The sequence below is a fragment of the Bacillus sp. AFS012607 genome, from assembly GCF_002558005.1.
GTDB classification, from domain to species: Bacteria; Bacillota; Bacilli; order Bacillales; family Bacillaceae_G; genus Bacillus_A; species Bacillus_A thuringiensis_S.
Map to the genome: position 1 here is coordinate 17,459 of NZ_NTVM01000014.1, position 15,081 is coordinate 32,539.

Here is a 15,081-nt window from a genome sequence, read left to right on the forward strand (position 1 = left end):
AGAGCGCCTCTTTTTTACTTTTCACGTTTTTCTTTAATTGCTACTGTACATCTTGATATACATAGTAAATCATCATTTTCATCAATAATGCGAACATCCCAAACCATTGTCGATTGTCCTCTATGTATCGGTGTCCCAATCGCTGTTACAATTCCATCTTTCTTTGAGCGAATGTGGTTTGCATTAATTTCTAATCCGAAACAAATACATTTTTCTTGATCAATTAAATTGTATGAACCAACACTTGCCACTGTTTCTGCTAATGCAACCGATGCACCACCATGTAAAAATCCAAACGGCTGATGCGTACGCTCATCAACAGGCATCGTAGCAACCACCTTTTCTTCTGTCATCTCTAACAACTCAATTCCAAGTGAATCCATTAAAGTTTTTGCCATATCGCTTCCTCCTTCTCTTACTTTAATTAAATGTATAATTTTACCTATTTATTTTCAAACTACTTATAACACTTATATAAGGAGGCTTCACCTAAATGAAACAGAAATTTTGTATATTACTGCTTATGTTCTCCTTGCTGACTATTGTACCAAATTGTGCAATAACAGCCAAAGCATCTAACCTGACAATCGATGTTAAGACTGTAACGCAAAAAGGTAAGAAACCTTATATAGAATATCAAATAAATAGGCCTTCTTTTCACAACTTTTCTGACTCTAAATTTCAAAATAAGCTCAATTTATATTACAAAAAATCCACTGACAAATTTAAAAACAAATTAGAAAAAGAAGCAAAAAAATATTATAAAGAGACAGAAGGATCTAGTACACCATTTCATCCGTACGTAGCAAATGTCGATTATAAAGTCTCATTAAACAAACCACCTTTTCTTAGCCTATATGTGAATTACTATCAATATACTGGCGGAGCACATGGTCTTTATACGTGGAAGGCAAATACATTTGATTTAAACGAAAAAAAGCTACTGCACTTAGACGATTTATTTCAACAAAAAGATAAATATAAAGATGTAATCCGTGCAGAGATTGTAAGACAAATTAAACAAAATGAAAGTATTTATTTTCCTGATGCAACTGAAAAGGTAATGAGTATGAAAAAGTTTCACTTCTTTTTAGAGCCAGACAATCTCGTCATTTATTTCCCTTTATATGAAATTGCTCCGTATTCAAGTGGAATTCCGCAATTTCGTATTCCATATACATTGCTAAGAGACTATTTAAAGCCTTCTTATCAAAATATTTTGATTGACAACAAGTAAATATTTTCGCTACGATAATGTTAACCTAAAAACAACAGGAGGTTAACATTATGAGGAGATTTCATGTTTTAGATTTAGCATTAGCTGCCATGTTCGTCGCTCTTATGGCCATTGGTGCAAATATTGTATCTTGGGCACCATTCCTGCAAGTAGCGGGCATCCCATTATCTATGCAACCATTTTTCGCAATTTTAGCAGGTCTTCTTCTTGGAAGTAGACTTGGTGCCTTATCCATGACTGTATATATGCTCGTTGGCGTAGCCGGCGCACCAATCTTTGCTAACTTCAAAGCTGGATTTGGAGCACTTTTAGATCCTACTGGTGGTTTTATTATCGCATTTATTATCGTTGCTTACGTATCGGGAAAACTAGTAGAACAAAAAGAAAGACCAACATTCATTACATTTGCTATTGCCTCTTTCACAGGAATTATTTTAACTTATATAATCGGTACTACTTACATGTACGGGGCAGTCAATCTCTTTATGGGCGGTAATATGAGTTATAAAGCTGCTTGGATGATTATGATGTGGTTCGCAGTAAAGGATATTGCATTTACAATTATCGGTGCTATTATCGCACCTCGCATATACTATGCTGTGCGTCGTTCTGCTTATCAGCATTCTCATTCGACGATTTCATAATAAAAAAAGAGTTATTTCAACAAGCTGAAATAACTCTTTTTTATATTAAGACTCTTGATTCGCTTGTTCTTCTAAAATTTTCTTCATCATCGCAACCATGTCATCACGTAATTCTGGGTGTTGCAGGGCCATTTCAATTGTCGTTTGAACGAATCCTAGCTTTTCACCTACATCGTAGCGCTTTCCTTCGAAATCGTAAGCAAATACACGTTGGATTTCATTTAAGCTTTGGATTGCATCTGTTAACTGAATTTCACCGCCAGCACCGACATGTTGCTGTTCTAAGAACATAAAGATTTCAGGCGTTAAAATGTAACGGCCCATAATCGCTAAGTTTGAAGGTGCTGTACCTTGTGCTGGTTTCTCAACGAAATTGCGAACTTGGTAACGACGACCTTCTTGTTCTAATGGATCGATAATTCCGTAACGGTGTGTTTCTGTTTCTGGAACAGTTTGTACACCAATAACAGAAGAAAGTGTTTTTTCATACTCATCCATTAATTGACGTAAACATGGTTTCTCAGCTTGGACAATATCATCACCTAGTAACACTGCAAATGGCTCATCACCAATGAATTTACGTGCACACCAAACAGCATGTCCTAGTCCCTTCGGCTCTTTTTGACGGATGTAATGAATATCTACCATTTTTGAAGAAGCTTGTACTTTTTCAAGCAACTCATATTTTTTCTTCTCTAATAAGTTTTGTTCTAGTTCAAATGCGTTATCAAAATGATCTTCGATAGAGCGCTTTGTTTTACCAGTAACGATAATAATATCTTCGATTCCCGATTTCACTGCTTCTTCTACAATGTATTGAATCGTTGGTTTATCTACTATCGGTAACATTTCTTTCGGCATTGCTTTCGTTGCTGGTAAAAAACGTGTTCCTAATCCAGCTGCTGGGATTATCGCTTTTCTTACTTTTTTCATCACAAAATACCCTCTCTCCTGTCGGAATTAATAGCAATCATTTCCTACATAAAACAAAAGGGAGATTTCGCTCCCTTTTGTTCCTTACTACTTAAAATTACTTTGTATTATAAACGATTCATAATGTCTTCTTTAATAGTAAGTAACTTTTGTTCACTATTTTGTAAAGAACTATCTTGTACACCGAAGTAGAACTTAATCTTCGGTTCAGTTCCAGATGGACGTAGGCAGAACCATGAACCATCCTCTAATTGATATTTTAACACATTTGATTTCGGTAAGTGAATCTCTTCTTTATGTCCATCTTGTAAAGATGTAATGATGCTTGCTTTATAATCTTCAACTGCTACGACTGTTAAGCCTGCTACTTCTTTCGGAGGATTCTCACGGAACGTCGCCATCATCTCTTGGATTTGTTCCGCTCCATCTTTTCCTTTTAACGTTAACGATACAAGGTCTTCACGGAAGAAACCATACTTCTCAAATACTTCTAATAGACCATCATATAACGTTTTCCCTTGTGATTTGTAGTATGCAGCTACTTCACATGCAAATAGGACAGATTGTACTGCATCTTTATCACGGCAGAATGGACGGATTAAATAACCATAGCTTTCCTCATAACCGAATTGGAATTCGTATTGTCCGCTTTCTTCATACTGTCTAATTTTCTCACCGATAAATTTAAATCCAGTTAACGTATCAACTGTATCTAAACCGTACGCTTTTGCAATTGTACGGCCAATTTCAGACGTTACGATTGTTTTTAATACGACACCGTTCTCTGGAAGTATTCCGTTTTCTTTCTTTTGAGATAGTAAGTAATCAAGCATTAATGCACCTGTTTGGTTTCCTGTTAATACTTGGAACTCACCATTATGATTACGAACAGCTACACCAAGGCGATCTGCGTCAGGATCAGTTGCGATTAATACATCTGCGCCTACCTTTTCACCGTCACGAATTGCATACTCAAACGCGGCGTGCTCTTCTGGGTTCGGTGATTTTACTGTAGAGAAGTTTGGATCTGGTAACTCTTGCTCTTTTACAACTGTTACATCTGTAAATCCAACTTCTTCTAAACCACGGCGTACAGAAATATTTGATGTTCCGTGTAATGGTGTAAAGACGATTTTTAAGTCTTTGCCGGCCTTTTCCACCATTTCTTTATTAATGATGACATTGTTCAATTCTGCAGCATATGCATCATCTACTTCTTGTCCAATAATATGTAATAAACCGTCAGCTTTTAATTGCTCTACATCAGCGACTTCAACTGTTAATTCATCTTCTATTGCATCTACGTAGCTAATTAACTCATCCGCTTCTTTTGGCGGCAACTGTCCACCATCTTCACCGTATACTTTGTATCCGTTATATTCAGGCGGATTATGGCTTGCCGTAAGAACGATTCCACTTACTGTATGTAAATGACGAACTGCGAAAGAAAGTACTGGCGTTGGACGTAAGCTTTCAAACACATATGTTGTGATACCACGTGCACCAAGTGTAGCAGCGACTTCCATTGCAAACTCAGGTGATTTATGACGAGAATCATAGGCTACAACAACACCTCGTTTTTTCGCTTCCTCACCTAACTTTTCAATAAAGCTTGCTAATCCTTTTGTTGCTTTACGAACTGTATATACGTTTAAACGGTTCGTACCAGCACCAAGTTCACCACGCATACCACCTGTGCCGAACTCTAGGTTTTTATAAAAGCTATCCTCGATTTTCTTCTCATCTTGCTTCATGTTTTCTAGCTGTTCTTTTAATTCTGCATCTAATTGTGCGTAAGAAAGCCAGCGACTAAATTCTTGTTTCCAATTCATTCTTCTCTCTCCTCTCGCTCGTCATACCTTTATTATATGAAAAAAACATGCCGTATCTCAATATTTTATAAAATCTAGCAGGATTTTACTAGGAATATTTGTATACACTATTGTTAAATACTCCACTAAAGGGAATGAGGATTATGCACGAATGGGGCTTGTCAGAAGAGCTCAAAATACAAACAAAGCAAATGATTGAAATTGCTGAAAGAGAACTATCGATTATGAGGAACGCAATCGATAAAGAAGATGAATGCATTTTATGCAAAATGGAAGATATTCATCATATGTTGGCAAATGTACAAACATTGGCAGCTACATACTATATTCAGGCATATTTATCACCTTATACGGAAAGTTCATCTTTTATTACAACAGCTATCCAACATTTAAGCGCCAGAAAACATGGTGCTCTTATCGTTGTGGAACGAAACGAGACGCTTGAAGCTTTCATTCAAACTGGAACGACATTAAACGCTCACTTAACTGCACCATTACTCGAATCAATATTTTATCCAGGTAACCCTCTTCATGACGGTGCCGTTCTCGTAAAAAATAATCATATTGTCTCAGCTGCTAATATTCTTCCTTTAACGAAAAGTACAGAAGTTGATCCTGAGCTGGGAACACGGCACAGAGCTGCAATTGGCTTATCAGAAAAGAGTGATGCACTTATATTAGTTGTCTCTGAAGAAACGGGCCGTACTTCTTTTGCTTTAAATGGGATTTTGTATACGATTTCTTTATAAACACTTTTTAGCACTTTTTTGAACAGCGCGGTAGTAAATGAAGTTATATCGAATTACCAACAAATACACCTACCACATCAATAAAAAAGGCTGTCTCCAAAATTTGAGACAGCTTTTTCTTCAAAAAATTATTCTTCTACAAAATGCTCGAAAAGTATACGAATTACCTACACCATTGCTCGAGCTGACCTTAAATTATGCGCTCACAGGGATGTCTAAGTACAATAATTATCTCTTCATGGTTTGCTACTCTTTTTGTACTCAAAACATGTTTAGACCTCTTTCATAGCAACTATATTTTTTCTAAAATGCTTCACTTCCAGCTATTATTTTTTATCTATTTTTAAGAAATAGTAAAAAAGGGTACTTTAGAAATCCTATCTAAAGTACCCTTTTATTAAAAATCTATTTTATTATAAAGAATAATTGGAGACTGCAAAATGATAAAAATATAGCATACTTTCAAAGTTATTTATAATTATTAATATTAATATTAAACATAAAGCAACTACTTTTACACGTCTCATCACTTTAAAACCATATGCCAATAATAACGGTATTGTAAACAGCATATGTGCGCCATAAATAAATGCTTCAGATGCCCCAAAACCAACAATTCCATGTAAAACAATATTAAATAGTAAACAGAAACTTAAAAACCTTACGAAAGGCTCTGTTCTAAAGTTTTTCCATACAGCTACTATTATAAAAGCATACACAGATACAATCACAATCCACCCGATCATAGTATGCGATGGAAGCATATTTAATTGTGCGAATTGCTCACCTTGTCTTAAAGTAACTTCCGAGAATGGTCCAAAGATGAATGAAGATCCTAATAATAGATGAAATACTAATATACCTGATGGCTTAACGTATTCTGGTGAAAAATTCTGTCCTTGCGCAGCAAAGTCCATACTACCCTTTAATCCTTCGATAAGAACTACATTATTTGCGTTCATTACTAATACAAACAGGACCACGACAATAACAATCGAAATACCAGTCCAAATAATTTTTTTCCGTAGTTTCTTATAACTCATCACACTACCTAAAAACCACATAAACGAATTGGTTAATGTAACCCCTGTTATTCCTATTGCCAACAATACATTCGCAATACTAAATCCTATTTTCGCTTCTTTTTCCCCTGTAATAAATGGATAGCATACAAAGCACATAAGTACCAATGTGAAATTTGCATAGCTAAAAGATTCTGGTGTCCACGTAATAACTAACATAGTAGCTGAAAATCCATACATGACCGCTAGTAAAAAAGAAACAATCGTATTCTTACAAATTTTACAGCATAATGTATAAATCATCACTACACTGAGCGCGCTTAAAAACGTTTGAATGAATATAATACCATGTACAATATTCCCTACTTTTACTGTCTCCAGCATCCACATGAATTGTTGAATAAAATAATAAAGGAATGGATGTCGGAACCAGGTCGCCGCTGCTATATCTACTTTTTCAAGAAAAAAGGAGATGATATAATACCCTTGATCAAAAGAAAAATAGGTATCAACCACCCACGCTTCATTAAGAAGCTTAGAGTGAGTATCCATTTTCCAACCGATAAAAAAATAAAATGACCAATAAAAAATGAAAAGGACAAGGGCTAATATCCCCTTTCCTTTATAACCATTCCAAATATTCAATACTTCTTCTCCTCTCTACGGTAGAAATAACATAATTAGATGTGCCACGTACCCAATAACTGTTCCTAACACAAGTCCACCAAAAATCTCATGCCAATGATGTCCTTGACGCTCTCTTAATTTTTCTTCTTCCGAACTTATATGTTTATTCAACATTCTTGCATGTTTACCAACTGTACGGCGAAGTCCTGTGGCATCAATGATAACAATTGTTAAAATTGCCATCCCGATTCCAAACATCGGTGTATTAAACCCTTCATGAAACCCTATTGTCATGACCATACTTGATAAAATCGTTGTATGCGTACTAGGAAATCCACCATTTCCAACTAAACGAAAAGCATCTTTTCCAGAACGAAGATAATTCACTAAAAATTTCAATACTCCCGAAGCTACCCAAGCTATAAATGGAAGTATACAATATAAATATGTTCCCATTGCTTTACCTCCTATGATTTTGCAATAAATAAAATGCCAGCTACTATACATACCATTCCAGCAATTTTCATGAAATTGATTGTTTCACCAAATAATAATGCTGACGCAATAATAACAAATACATATCCGAAACTCACCATTGGGTATGCATAACTTAAATCAACCTTTCTCAGCACAATCATCCATAATAATGCACTTAAACCGTAAAAAGCTAGTCCGAAAAAGTTCGGTACGTTAATGAAATTCATAATACCTACAGCCGCTGAACTTTGTGATTTCATTGCACCAAATTTTAATAAAATTTGCCCTACAACTCCCATACCAACTGATAAAATAATCATTAAAAATTGTTGCATCTCTATACTCCTTAACTGTTTATATTCAAAAAATGTTTTATTCCAAATAAAAAACGTTTAAGACACTCCTCTTAAACGTTTTAACAAACCCGAATAGAGTAATTAAAAGTTCAATAGTATAATAATAACTGTTATCGCATATAACAACACTGTTATTAAAATATGCTGATCCTCTAATAAAACTTTATCTGGTTCTCCACCTTTATCTTCCATGTGAACTAAATATAAATAACGAAAAATCCCGTAAATTACAAATGGGATTGTCCACATTAAATAGATACTTTTCCCTGCATTAAAAGTAAAGATAGCATAAGTTACAATAGTTGCCGATGTAACAATTGTACTTAATTGGTCTAACAAAGCAGGAGAATAACTTTCTAATACTTTTCTATGAGAACCTTTATTATTCTGTAACAATACTAATTCATGTCTTCTTTTATTAATAGCCAAGAATAGTGACAGTAATAATGTACATAATAAAAACCACGGTGTAAATGGCACTTGAATAACTAATCCACCGGCCAATGCTCGTAAAACAAATCCAGCTGCAATAATTAAAATATCAATGATTACAACGTGTTTTAAACGAATTGAATACGCTACATTTAAAATAAAATAGACTGCTAATACTAAGCACAACAACGGATTTAATATATATGAAACTACTAAAGACGCTACTAAAATAACACAACCTGCCGTAATAGCAAAGTACGGATTTAATGCCCCTGATGCCATCGGTCGATATCGCTTAACAGGGTGTTGTCGATCTGCCTCAATATCCATAAAATCATTTAAAATATAGACACAGCCAGATATTGCACAAAATAGCGCAAAACAAATTGCAGCTTGTGCCACCATAGTTAAAGATACTTGTTTTATTGAAAAGACTAACGCTGCAAATACAAGCAAGTTTTTAGTCCACTGTTTCGGGCGTAACTGTTTAAAAAACAATACAACTATATTTTGTTGAGATAAAGTTCCTTCCCTCATAATAATAAGAGTGCTTCTATTTTTGTCACTCTCTTCTTTCCCTCCCTATTCAATTGTTATTTACTTCTAATACAGGAAAGATTATATCACATAAGTATAACATTGAAAATCAACTATTAAATACCAATAAAAAAGGCTGCCTCAAAAATTTGAGACAGCCTTTTCTTCAAAAAATTATTCTTCTCCAAAACGCTCCACAAGTGTTGCAAGCGTGCGTACCATTGCACCAGTTGCTCCAGCTGGACCTAAGTCGTGCGCGCCTTGTGTTTCTGATGTTCCAGCGATATCTAAGTGTACCCACGGTGTATCTTCAGCGAATTCGCCTAGGAATGTACCTGCCATAACCGCATGTCCTTCACGGCCTGGTGAGTTATTTAAATCAGCAAACTTACTGTTTCTCACACGTTCTTTATCACGATCAAAAATCGGTAGTTGCCAAATTGGTTCATCTGTTTCCATAGAAGCCTCTAGTACTTGCTCAAACAACTCTTCATTATTTGTCATTGCGCCTGTCGTATGGTTTCCAAGTGCAACAATTACACCGCCTGTTAATGTTGCAACATCAACAAGGTAGTTTGCACCAAGTTTTTTCGCATACGTAATACCATCAGCTAAAGCTAGACGACCTTCTGCATCCGTATTTAATACTTCAATTGTTTTTCCACTCATAGATGTGATTACATCGTCTGGCTTAAATGCCGTACCACTTACAACGTTATCAGTTGAAGGAATAACAGCGATCACATTTTGTTCTGGGCGCAGTTCTCCGATAATTTCCATCGCACCTAATACAGCAGCTGCACCGCCCATATCACCTTTCATACCAACCATGCCTTCACGTGGTTTTAAAGAATAACCACCTGTATCGTATGTAATACCTTTTCCAACGAATCCAATGACATCTGTCCACTCTTCTTTTCCTTTATAAATAAGAGCAATCATTTTGGGTGGCTCTGTACTACCTTGGTTTACTGCAAGCAACGCACCCATACCAAGATCTTCCATCTCTTCTTTTTCAAGAACTTTATAGTCCATATCATACTTCTCCGCTAACTCAACAGCATACTCAGCAAGCTTTGTCGCTGTTAATACGTTTGGCGGCATATTTACAAGTGTACGAGCTGAATTTGTTGCACGTCCATGTACGTAGCCAACTGTTAATGCGGCTTCAATTTCTTGTGCATCTTCCGCTGTAATAGCCGTGAACTTCTCTAACTCTACACGATCCTTTTTATCTGATTTATACGTTTGTAATTCATATGTACCAAGGCCTTGTACCTCTGCTGCAATATGAGCGACATCAATCGCGTCTAATTTCTCTGTTACGAAAGAATCAAGTAAGATTGCTGCATCTTGTACTTTTGCTACTTGTAATGTTTTAAACGCTTTTCCAAGAGCCGCACGTAACGTTTCTGTCGTGTAAGACTCTTTCTTGCCTAAACCAACAAAGTAATAACGTTTCACATTTGTTTTTCCTAAGCTATGTACTTTCGAAATGGCCTTTTTCTTCGTAGATAATTCTTTCTCTTCTAGTAAAACTTGTAATTGTCCTTCAAACGCTTTGTCCAGTTCTTGTACAAAACTACTCATTTTCTCTTCTTCAAATAGAGCAACAATCACTACTTCATGACCTGCTAATTCTTTTTGTACTTGAAACATGTTCAGACCCCCTAAATTTCTCTACCACCATTATAACTTTATTTTCTATAAAATGCGACAATTCCAACTACAGTTATATGACGTGTAAAATCTCCTCTATTATGAAATAAGCCAAGAAAAAAAGTCTAGCGTAATTACAACTAGACTATCTTTGTTTTAAATATTGACCACGAAACACTTGCATCGTTTCGTCTTGATTTAACATCGTTAACTCTTCTTCTGTAAACTTACCATTTCCTACTTTTACTACATACACATTTACTTTTTTCTTACCCCATTGGCTATAAACATCTTTCACCGTATCATAATATAGATCAAGACGGTTTCCTTTTATTGCACCGCCCTTATCAGCTACTACACCATACCCGTAACCTGGCACGAAGAGAATCGTTCCAATCGGGAATACGCGTAAGTCCGCAGCAATTGTGGAATATAAATCCCTTTTCACTTTAACACCTGAATATGTAATACCATACTCTGGATGCCCTGGCCTCTTACCAGTTGACTCAATCCCCGATGTATAACCTGTTGCAGTCATTTCAATTGAACGATATTTAGACCAGTCGTTTGCCTGCTCTAAAGCATTTATCACTTCTTTACTCGGAGCAACATTTCTCTTAACTTCTGCTGCATGTACTTCTTTTGCACTCGTTCCCTCATATTTCTTTACAATCTCTAATAGAGAAACTCCTGTGAAAGCATTCCATGTTACGCATAATGCAATTGCAAGTAAACAAGTCATCATAATGCGAATACAATATCGTTTTAACATTTTTATATTCCACACTCCTTCATCGTTAATCATTCCCTATACGATGAAGGAATATGCAAAAAAAATAATCTCCAAATGAATTGGAGATTAAAACATTTGATATCCGCTTTTCCGAAGTTTCTTGATCACGACTCCTGCTAAAGCAGCCCCTACTAATCCAGTAGATAGAATAAATAAGTCTGCTTGTCCTAAGTGCGATACACTTGTCCCAAATGAAGAAAATGTTTCTTTCGGCTTTGAAAAATAATCCCACATACTCGCTTTATTAATAATAAGCATACAAACAATCGGATACACAATAACCATTACCCATGTAGCCCGCAAAATCATGTTGAGTAAAAATCCAATTCCAAAGAACAAAATAAAGAATAACATCATTGAAATAAGTAGTACCGGTATACTCACTCTTTTTCCCTCTCCTTCGCACGTGCCGTAAATACGTGATAAGCTGTATAACCAAATGATTCTCCTGGATTTAATGTTTTGTCCACTTCAAGATGTAGTTCTGATCTTCCTTCTAACAAATATTTAATAAGTACAGACGTATTCGGATCGTCCGCAATCTTATCTGGATGTAAGAACGCCACTTCAGACAATTCTTTCTCCTGTACAATAATATTTTCTCCTTCAGGCTCCAAAAGGAAAATAATCATATTATCACTAATTTCATCACGAATAACACCCGATCGAACACCAATGATCCCCTTCACATCAGCGACAATGCCTGTCTCTTCTAACACTTCGCGTTTCACAGCTTCATCAACTGTCTCACCTTCATTTACAAAACCAGCCGGTAAAGACCATTTCCCTTTTAATCCACTGTATTTCTTCTTAACGAATAGCCACCTGCCATCTTTTGTAGCTACTAGACCGCTAACAGCTAGCCATACCTTCCCTCGTTTCTCCATGATGTAATAACCTCCTCCATCATAACGGACAGAATATTCTTTCTTTTTTATATATTATACTATATTTTTAATATGAAAAAAGCAGAAACAGCGCTTAGCCGTTTCTGCTTTTTCTACTATATATTAAAAGAACTTTAATTTACCTTTTTTAAGAACTAATAAAGGTCCACCTAATAAGAACAGGTAGCGGTTATCGATTACTTTCTTCATGAAGGAAGCTTTCCAACCTGTTAACTTTTTACCCATAACAACACCCATTGCATCGTCATGACCTAAAGAACATACAGATCCTTTATTATCGAATGCGAATTTTTTCATTTCGCCCTTGCCACGAACTAATACAGTTAAGTTGTGTGCAATGTTGTAACCTTGTTGAATTGCAATTTGTGCTGTTGGTGGGTATGGACGGTTAATTTCTTCGTTAATAATTAACGCGGCATCACCAACCATGAATACCTCTTCGTATCCTGGAGCGTGCATGTACTCATCAACTTTTACACGTCCGCGCATTGCTTCAAAGCCAGACTCTTCCACAATACCATTACCACGAACACCTGCAGCCCAAACTACTGTTTCAGACTTAATTAATTCCGTATCATCGCCATTTGCAACGATAATTCCTTCTTCAGTTGCTTCTTTAATTGCTGTACCGATGCGGAATTCTACGCCTTTTTTCTCAAGTTGTTTTACAGCGTATTCTACTAATGCTGGATCGAAACCTGGAAGTGCTGTTGGAGCCGCTTCTACACAAATGATACGTGCTTTTTCACGTGGTACATTGTACTGTTTGCAAAGTTCAGGAACACGGTTTGCAAGCTCACCTACGTACTCGATACCAGTAAATCCAGCACCACCAACAACGATTGTTACTAACTCATCGCGCTTCTCATCTGCATATTTAGCGAAACTAGCTTCCATATGCTCACGAATTTCACGAGTTGCATTAATGTTAGCGATTGAGAATGCATGCTCTTTTAATCCTGTAATTCCGAATGTTTCTGATTCGAAACCAAGACCGATTACTAAGTAGTCATACTCTAACTCGCCGTCTTTTAAGATAATACGTTTTTCAGCAGCTTTAATTTCTACTACTGTGTCTTGTACAAAGTTCACTTTATTTGTATCAATAACGTCTTGAATATCTAGACAGATTTTTTCATCTTGTAATGTACCAGCTGCGCTCTCGTGTAACCAAGTCGCTTGGTAGTGATAGCTGTTGTTGTTTACTAACGTAATTTCAGCTTCATTTACAGATAATGCTTTTTGCAGACGAACAGTCGTAATCATCCCGCCATAACCTGCACCTAAAACTACGATTTTTGGAGTCTTCACCAAATCACAACCCTTTTCTTTATATAATAGTAATGAGAAATAATACCAAGTACTAAAAACTCTATTTGTCAAGAATGTGGAATTTATCACATTCTATATCATAACAAAACGCAGTCAAAAAATCGTACGAATTTTGTCATAGAAATTTAACATAATACTTCCCTATATTAGTCGGTTTTATTCCAGAATTCAAGCATCTGGCGAATTATCAATATTTTAAAATAACATAGCGTTTTCAAGGGTTTTTCATCCTTTTTTTCATGTATTTTCCTTTCTGTATATTTTATACAATAAAAAAGAACCTATGCGAAAACTTACACACAATTCAGTCGTTTTCAGAAGTATTATGAACTCAAATATGCTATCATTTATTTGAAAGTGTCATCATTTGCAGGATTTTCGTGTACATATGAACAATATATGAAATCAATATCAAAATTCCATCTATAGGGGGAATGAAAGTGGCAGAAAATCAAAAAGTTTACGACATAACAATTATTGGTGGTGGTCCAACGGGACTGTTCACAGCATTTTATGGCGGTATGAGACAAGCAAGTGTAAAAATCATTGAAAGCTTACCTCAACTTGGAGGACAATTATCCGCACTCTACCCTGAAAAATACATTTATGATGTGGCTGGATTTCCAAAAGTGCGTGCACAAGAATTAGTCGATAACTTAAAAGAGCAAATGAAGAAATTTGATCCAACCGTTTGCTTAGAAGAAGCGGTTGATACGCTTGAAAAACAAGCTGATGGTATATTTAAACTTGTTACGAATAAACAAACTCACTATTCTAAATCAGTCATCATCACTGCCGGCAATGGTGCTTTCCAACCACGCCGCTTAGAATTAGAAGGTACAGCAAAATACGAAAAGAAAAACTTACATTATTTCGTTGATGATATGAATAAATTTGCTGGCAAGCGCGTCGTAGTATTTGGCGGTGGCGACTCCGCAGTAGACTGGACGATGATGTTAGAACCGATTGCTGAAAAAGTTACAATCGTTCATCGCCGTGATAAATTCCGTGCACATGAACATAGCGTCGAAAACTTAATGAATTCTCGTGCAGAAGTAAGTACACCGTATGTTCCAGTTGAACTCATTGGTGATGACAAAATTGAACAAGTCGTTCTTCAGCACGTAAAAACTGAAGAAAAAGTTATCATCGATGTTGATGACGTAATTGTAAACTACGGCTTCGTTTCTTCTCTTGGTCCAATTAAAAACTGGGGCTTAGATATACAAAAAAATAGCATCCTTGTGAATTCAAAAATGGAAACGAATATTCCTGGCATTTACGCTGCTGGTGACATTTGTACATATGAAGGAAAAGTAAAACTTATCGCTTGTGGATTTGGCGAAGCACCGACAGCAGTAAACAATGCAAAAGCTTACTTCGATCCAAATGCAAAACTTCAACCGATGCATAGCTCAAGTATGTTTTAATATAGCAATGAAAAGAACTCCTTTTACGCGAAAGAGTTTTTTATTATTGCGCTACCGTATCCTTCCAAAATATGTTACAATAAAAAAGAACAAACGTTCTATTTAATAAGGGG

The 15,081-nt window shown here is 35.9% G+C and carries 16 protein-coding genes; 4 read left to right on the forward strand and 12 right to left on the reverse strand.

Annotated features, from left to right (window positions below; translation table 11 throughout):
• Positions 1-14 precede the first annotated feature (14 nt).
• Positions 15-398: a hotdog fold thioesterase gene (locus tag CN409_RS18945; protein ID WP_001140616.1), complete on the reverse strand. Its 384-nt coding sequence runs from the start codon at positions 396-398 to the stop codon at positions 15-17.
• Positions 399-493: 95 nt separating this feature from the next.
• On the opposite strand from CN409_RS18945, the gene CN409_RS18950 reads away from it, so the two are divergent.
• Positions 494-1,237 (forward strand): DUF3298 and DUF4163 domain-containing protein, encoded by a 744-nt coding sequence (locus tag CN409_RS18950; RefSeq protein ID WP_000810328.1) that lies wholly within the window; start codon positions 494-496, stop codon positions 1,235-1,237.
• A gap of 50 nt (positions 1,238-1,287) precedes the next feature.
• The gene (locus CN409_RS18955; RefSeq protein ID WP_001252163.1) at positions 1,288-1,881 is read left to right on the forward strand and encodes a biotin transporter BioY; all 594 of its coding nucleotides are present in this window, start codon (positions 1,288-1,290) and stop codon (positions 1,879-1,881) included.
• Between the two features lie 45 nt (positions 1,882-1,926).
• Here the strand turns inward: CN409_RS18955 and galU are convergent, their stop codons facing one another.
• Entirely contained in the window at positions 1,927-2,814 is an 888-nt protein-coding gene (gene galU, locus CN409_RS18960) for a UTP--glucose-1-phosphate uridylyltransferase GalU (protein ID WP_000757823.1), read from the reverse strand.
• A 107-nt stretch (positions 2,815-2,921) separates the two neighbouring features.
• Positions 2,922-4,646 carry a phospho-sugar mutase gene (locus tag CN409_RS18965; RefSeq protein ID WP_001104214.1) on the reverse strand — a complete coding sequence of 575 codons (1,725 nt, stop codon included), beginning with the start codon at positions 4,644-4,646 and terminating at the stop codon, positions 2,922-2,924.
• A 143-nt stretch (positions 4,647-4,789) separates the two neighbouring features.
• Here CN409_RS18965 and cdaS point away from each other — a divergent pair, with 143 nt between their 5' ends.
• Entirely contained in the window at positions 4,790-5,395 is a 606-nt protein-coding gene (gene cdaS, locus CN409_RS18970; RefSeq protein ID WP_000545255.1) for a sporulation-specific diadenylate cyclase CdaS, read from the forward strand.
• Between the two features lie 413 nt (positions 5,396-5,808).
• On the opposite strand, the gene CN409_RS18975 is transcribed toward cdaS, so the two are convergent.
• From CN409_RS18975 to CN409_RS19015, 9 genes are all read right to left on the reverse strand, one after another.
• Positions 5,809-7,062, reverse strand: coding sequence for a DUF6080 domain-containing protein (locus tag CN409_RS18975; protein ID WP_001028674.1), 1,254 nt, complete (start codon positions 7,060-7,062; stop codon positions 5,809-5,811).
• Between the two features lie 15 nt (positions 7,063-7,077).
• A complete protein-coding gene (locus CN409_RS18980) occupies positions 7,078-7,500 on the reverse strand; it encodes a divergent PAP2 family protein (protein WP_000537660.1) in 423 nt (140 codons plus the stop codon).
• 11 nt (positions 7,501-7,511) lie between these two features.
• Positions 7,512-7,856, reverse strand: a complete 345-nt coding sequence (locus CN409_RS18985) for an EamA family transporter (RefSeq protein WP_001183889.1) — start codon at positions 7,854-7,856, stop codon at positions 7,512-7,514.
• 102 nt (positions 7,857-7,958) lie between these two features.
• On the reverse strand, positions 7,959-8,846 hold the full coding sequence (locus CN409_RS18990) for a decaprenyl-phosphate phosphoribosyltransferase (RefSeq protein ID WP_001206693.1): 888 nt from the start codon (positions 8,844-8,846) through the stop codon (positions 7,959-7,961).
• Between the two features lie 174 nt (positions 8,847-9,020).
• Positions 9,021-10,505, reverse strand: a complete 1,485-nt coding sequence (pepA, locus tag CN409_RS18995) for a cytosol aminopeptidase (RefSeq protein WP_086396218.1) — start codon at positions 10,503-10,505, stop codon at positions 9,021-9,023.
• A 145-nt stretch (positions 10,506-10,650) separates the two neighbouring features.
• Positions 10,651-11,277: a 3D domain-containing protein gene (locus CN409_RS19000; protein WP_000920103.1), complete on the reverse strand. Its 627-nt coding sequence runs from the start codon at positions 11,275-11,277 to the stop codon at positions 10,651-10,653.
• 87 nt (positions 11,278-11,364) lie between these two features.
• A complete protein-coding gene (locus tag CN409_RS19005; RefSeq protein ID WP_000027012.1) occupies positions 11,365-11,682 on the reverse strand; it encodes a YuiB family protein in 318 nt (105 codons plus the stop codon).
• The gene (locus tag CN409_RS19010; protein WP_097981376.1) at positions 11,679-12,185 is read right to left on the reverse strand and encodes an NUDIX hydrolase; all 507 of its coding nucleotides are present in this window, start codon (positions 12,183-12,185) and stop codon (positions 11,679-11,681) included. The genes CN409_RS19005 and CN409_RS19010 overlap by 4 nt, the downstream gene beginning before the upstream one ends.
• 123 nt (positions 12,186-12,308) lie before the next feature.
• Complete coding sequence (locus CN409_RS19015; RefSeq protein WP_000856602.1) at positions 12,309-13,517, reverse strand: NAD(P)/FAD-dependent oxidoreductase; 1,209 nt, start codon at positions 13,515-13,517, stop codon at positions 12,309-12,311.
• A gap of 461 nt (positions 13,518-13,978) precedes the next feature.
• Between CN409_RS19015 and CN409_RS19020 the strand changes: the two genes are divergently transcribed.
• On the forward strand, positions 13,979-14,968 hold the full coding sequence (locus CN409_RS19020) for an NAD(P)/FAD-dependent oxidoreductase (RefSeq protein WP_000829785.1): 990 nt from the start codon (positions 13,979-13,981) through the stop codon (positions 14,966-14,968).
• Positions 14,969-15,081 lie beyond the last annotated feature (113 nt).

Excerpts from the sequence above, each read along its gene's own strand:
- CN409_RS18945 (WP_001140616.1), bottom strand. The coding sequence starts at position 398 with ATGGCAAAAACTTTAATGGATTCACTTGGAATTGAGTTGTTAGAGATG.
- CN409_RS18950 (WP_000810328.1), top strand. The coding sequence starts at position 494 with ATGAAACAGAAATTTTGTATATTACTGCTTATGTTCTCCTTGCTGACT.
- CN409_RS18955 (WP_001252163.1), top strand. The coding sequence starts at position 1,288 with ATGAGGAGATTTCATGTTTTAGATTTAGCATTAGCTGCCATGTTCGTC.
- galU (WP_000757823.1), bottom strand. The coding sequence starts at position 2,814 with ATGAAAAAAGTAAGAAAAGCGATAATCCCAGCAGCTGGATTAGGAACA.
- CN409_RS18965 (WP_001104214.1), bottom strand. The coding sequence starts at position 4,646 with ATGAATTGGAAACAAGAATTTAGTCGCTGGCTTTCTTACGCACAATTA.
- cdaS (WP_000545255.1), top strand. The coding sequence starts at position 4,790 with ATGCACGAATGGGGCTTGTCAGAAGAGCTCAAAATACAAACAAAGCAA.
- CN409_RS18980 (WP_000537660.1), bottom strand. The coding sequence starts at position 7,500 with ATGGGAACATATTTATATTGTATACTTCCATTTATAGCTTGGGTAGCT.
- CN409_RS18985 (WP_001183889.1), bottom strand. The coding sequence starts at position 7,856 with ATGCAACAATTTTTAATGATTATTTTATCAGTTGGTATGGGAGTTGTA.
- CN409_RS18990 (WP_001206693.1), bottom strand. The coding sequence starts at position 8,846 with ATGAGGGAAGGAACTTTATCTCAACAAAATATAGTTGTATTGTTTTTT.
- pepA (WP_086396218.1), bottom strand. The coding sequence starts at position 10,505 with ATGTTTCAAGTACAAAAAGAATTAGCAGGTCATGAAGTAGTGATTGTT.
- CN409_RS19000 (WP_000920103.1), bottom strand. The coding sequence starts at position 11,277 with ATGTTAAAACGATATTGTATTCGCATTATGATGACTTGTTTACTTGCA.
- CN409_RS19010 (WP_097981376.1), bottom strand. The coding sequence starts at position 12,185 with ATGGAGAAACGAGGGAAGGTATGGCTAGCTGTTAGCGGTCTAGTAGCT.